This is a genomic window from Kaistella sp. (assembly GCF_049588135.1).
Lineage (GTDB): Bacteria > Bacteroidota > Bacteroidia > Flavobacteriales > Weeksellaceae > Kaistella.
This window is the reverse complement of sequence record NZ_JBAVFG010000157.1, coordinates 1-2,356: the sequence shown is the minus strand read 5'-3', so window position 1 is coordinate 2,356 and position 2,356 is coordinate 1. Positions and strand designations below refer to the sequence as shown.

At 25.5% G+C, this 2,356-nt stretch carries 1 protein-coding gene and 1 pseudogene; both read left to right on the top strand.

Going from position 1 to position 2,356, the window contains the following annotated elements; all coding sequences use genetic code 11:
• Window positions 1–874 (top strand): annotated as a pseudogene (locus WBY99_RS08930) (hypothetical protein); the annotation flags it as partial.
• The gene (gwsS, locus tag WBY99_RS08925) at window positions 871–1,971 is read left to right on the top strand and encodes a grasp-with-spasm system SPASM domain peptide maturase (RefSeq protein ID WP_423975983.1); all 1,101 of its coding nucleotides are present in this window, start codon (window positions 871–873) and stop codon (window positions 1,969–1,971) included. The pseudogene WBY99_RS08930 and the gene gwsS, both read left to right, overlap by 4 nt.
• Window positions 1,972–2,356: the final 385 nt, after the last annotated feature.

The window sequence follows — 2,356 nt, the reverse complement described above, 5'->3', positions numbered from 1 at the left end:
TATGAAAAATAATATTATTTGTTTTGTTTTATTTTTATTTCTTACTTCTTGTATAAAGACCAGTAATACACCAATAAATTTAGTCAATGTAATGCAAAAGGCAGATAGTTTGAATTTGTTATCTGATAGTGCAACCATTTCAAACTATACCCGTCAAAATTTAATTCCATTATTTCATTTATATAATGATTCAAAAAAAGCTATAATTTTAAAATATCTAACGAAATCAAAAGAAAAAAATAACCTTTTATTAGCTGAAGAACTTATAAAAAAAAATTATAATAAAATAAATAAATGTGATTTAATTAACATAAAACTGATACAAATATATAATCAGTATATTAAATGCAATAACAACAGTGAATTAAGCCAAATCAATTGGAATAAAATTTATGAAAATGATCAGATGTACAGAAGATTGTTTAACAAATACAATAATGATCCTCAAAAACTGGACAGCGTAGGTCGTTTGACTATTAAACAAGATTCAATAAACAGGGGATTTGTAAAATCTTTAATAAAAAAACATACTTTAAATAAAATACTTGATGATGATTGTGATTGTTTGGCAAGCGAAACTATCTTTTATATTGCTCAACACAGTGATATGGAAATTAATTTTAGAAAAGAAATATTGGAATATGTTTCAAAATCAAACTCCTATTCTTTAAATAATAAAGCTTATCTAATTGATAGAGATCTGGTGAGTGACAAAAAGAAACAAAAATTTGGCACACAGCTAAAATTTAACCCTGATACAAAAAAATTAGAGTCATCTCCAATAGAGGACATAAAAAACCTGGACTCTTTAAGATATGAATATGATTTGCCAAAGCTAAGTATATATCTAAAATACGTTAATAAAATAAAATGACTTATTTCAATAGATTTGCTTGTTGCTTGGTAAATTATGGGCATACAAGAAGTGTAATTTGCGATACACAAAGAAATAATTATTACCTAATTCCAAATTCTCTCTCTATATTACTTATTGAAGAATTTCCAAATTTTTCCATTGAAGAAATTTATGACAATTATGGAGAAGAAAATGAAAAACACTTAAAAGATTATATAGATTTTTTATTAGTAAATGAAATAGGGTTTATAGATACCCAAATCATAAAAGGACTAATTCCTTTAAATTTAAATTATAAGGTTGCTGAAACAATATCTAGTATTATAATTGATTTAAGTAAAGAATCTTTTTTTCTTGAAGATTCAATTCAAATTGCAAAATTTATTGATACAAATAGAATAAAACAATTACAAATTAGATGTTATGATTTAATTGATTTAAATACGTTTTTAAAATTTTTGAATAACCTATCTAAAACAACTCTAAAAGGTATTGAAATAATCCTACCTTATGAAATGAAATTAGAAAATAGATTAATAACTAAAAACATTATTAAGTCAAATGATAAAATTAATAGATTGATTTATTTTGGATGTGATAAAAATAAACAAGATAAATATTTGAATAGAATGATAACTTATGTTGAGGATAAAATTATAAATAAAAAAAATTGCGGATTGATTTCTTCACACTATTTTAATTCTAATCTCGAAACATATACTTTATCCAACAGCCACAACTCCTGTCTCCACAAAAAAATTTCCATAGATTCTGAAGGTAACATTAGAAACTGCCCTTCCATGCCTCAAAGCTTTGGCAATATAAAAGATACTACGTTAGAAGAAGCTCTCAATCACAAAGATTTCAAAAAATATTGGAATCTTACAAAAGACAACATAGAAGTCTGCAAAGATTGCGAATTTCGTTATATCTGCACAGATTGCAGAGCTTACACAGAAAGAAAACATACCAACAAAGACGGTTTAGACACTTCAAAACCGCTGAAATGTGGCTACAATCCTTACAACGGAGAATGGGAAGAATGGAGTAAAAATCCGTTAAAAGAAAAAGCCATAAACTATTATGGAATGCAGGAACTGGTAAAAAAATTGTAATTCAAAAGTCGTATAAAGTAATTTGAAAAAAAAACTTTCCCTTCTATAAACAACCTGATGCCAAAGACTGTGGTCCCACTTGCCTTAGAATAATTTCCAAATTCTAATCGTAAAATCATTTTGTTATTGTAAGCTTAATATTTATTTTATAGGCAACGAAGTTCACTAATAAGTTAATTCAGAACCTATTTATATGTAAAATAGCATTAATTACAGATTTACGAAAATATTCATATAACCAATTGATTATAAGTATTTTAAAATCGTGTTTCGAACCATCAATTTATAAATCTATAAAGTAAATACTATGAATTTTGTATTTCGTTACATAGGTTTGTGAGTAGAAAATCAAAATAAGCGGAATCCTCTGTACAATAATTTATAC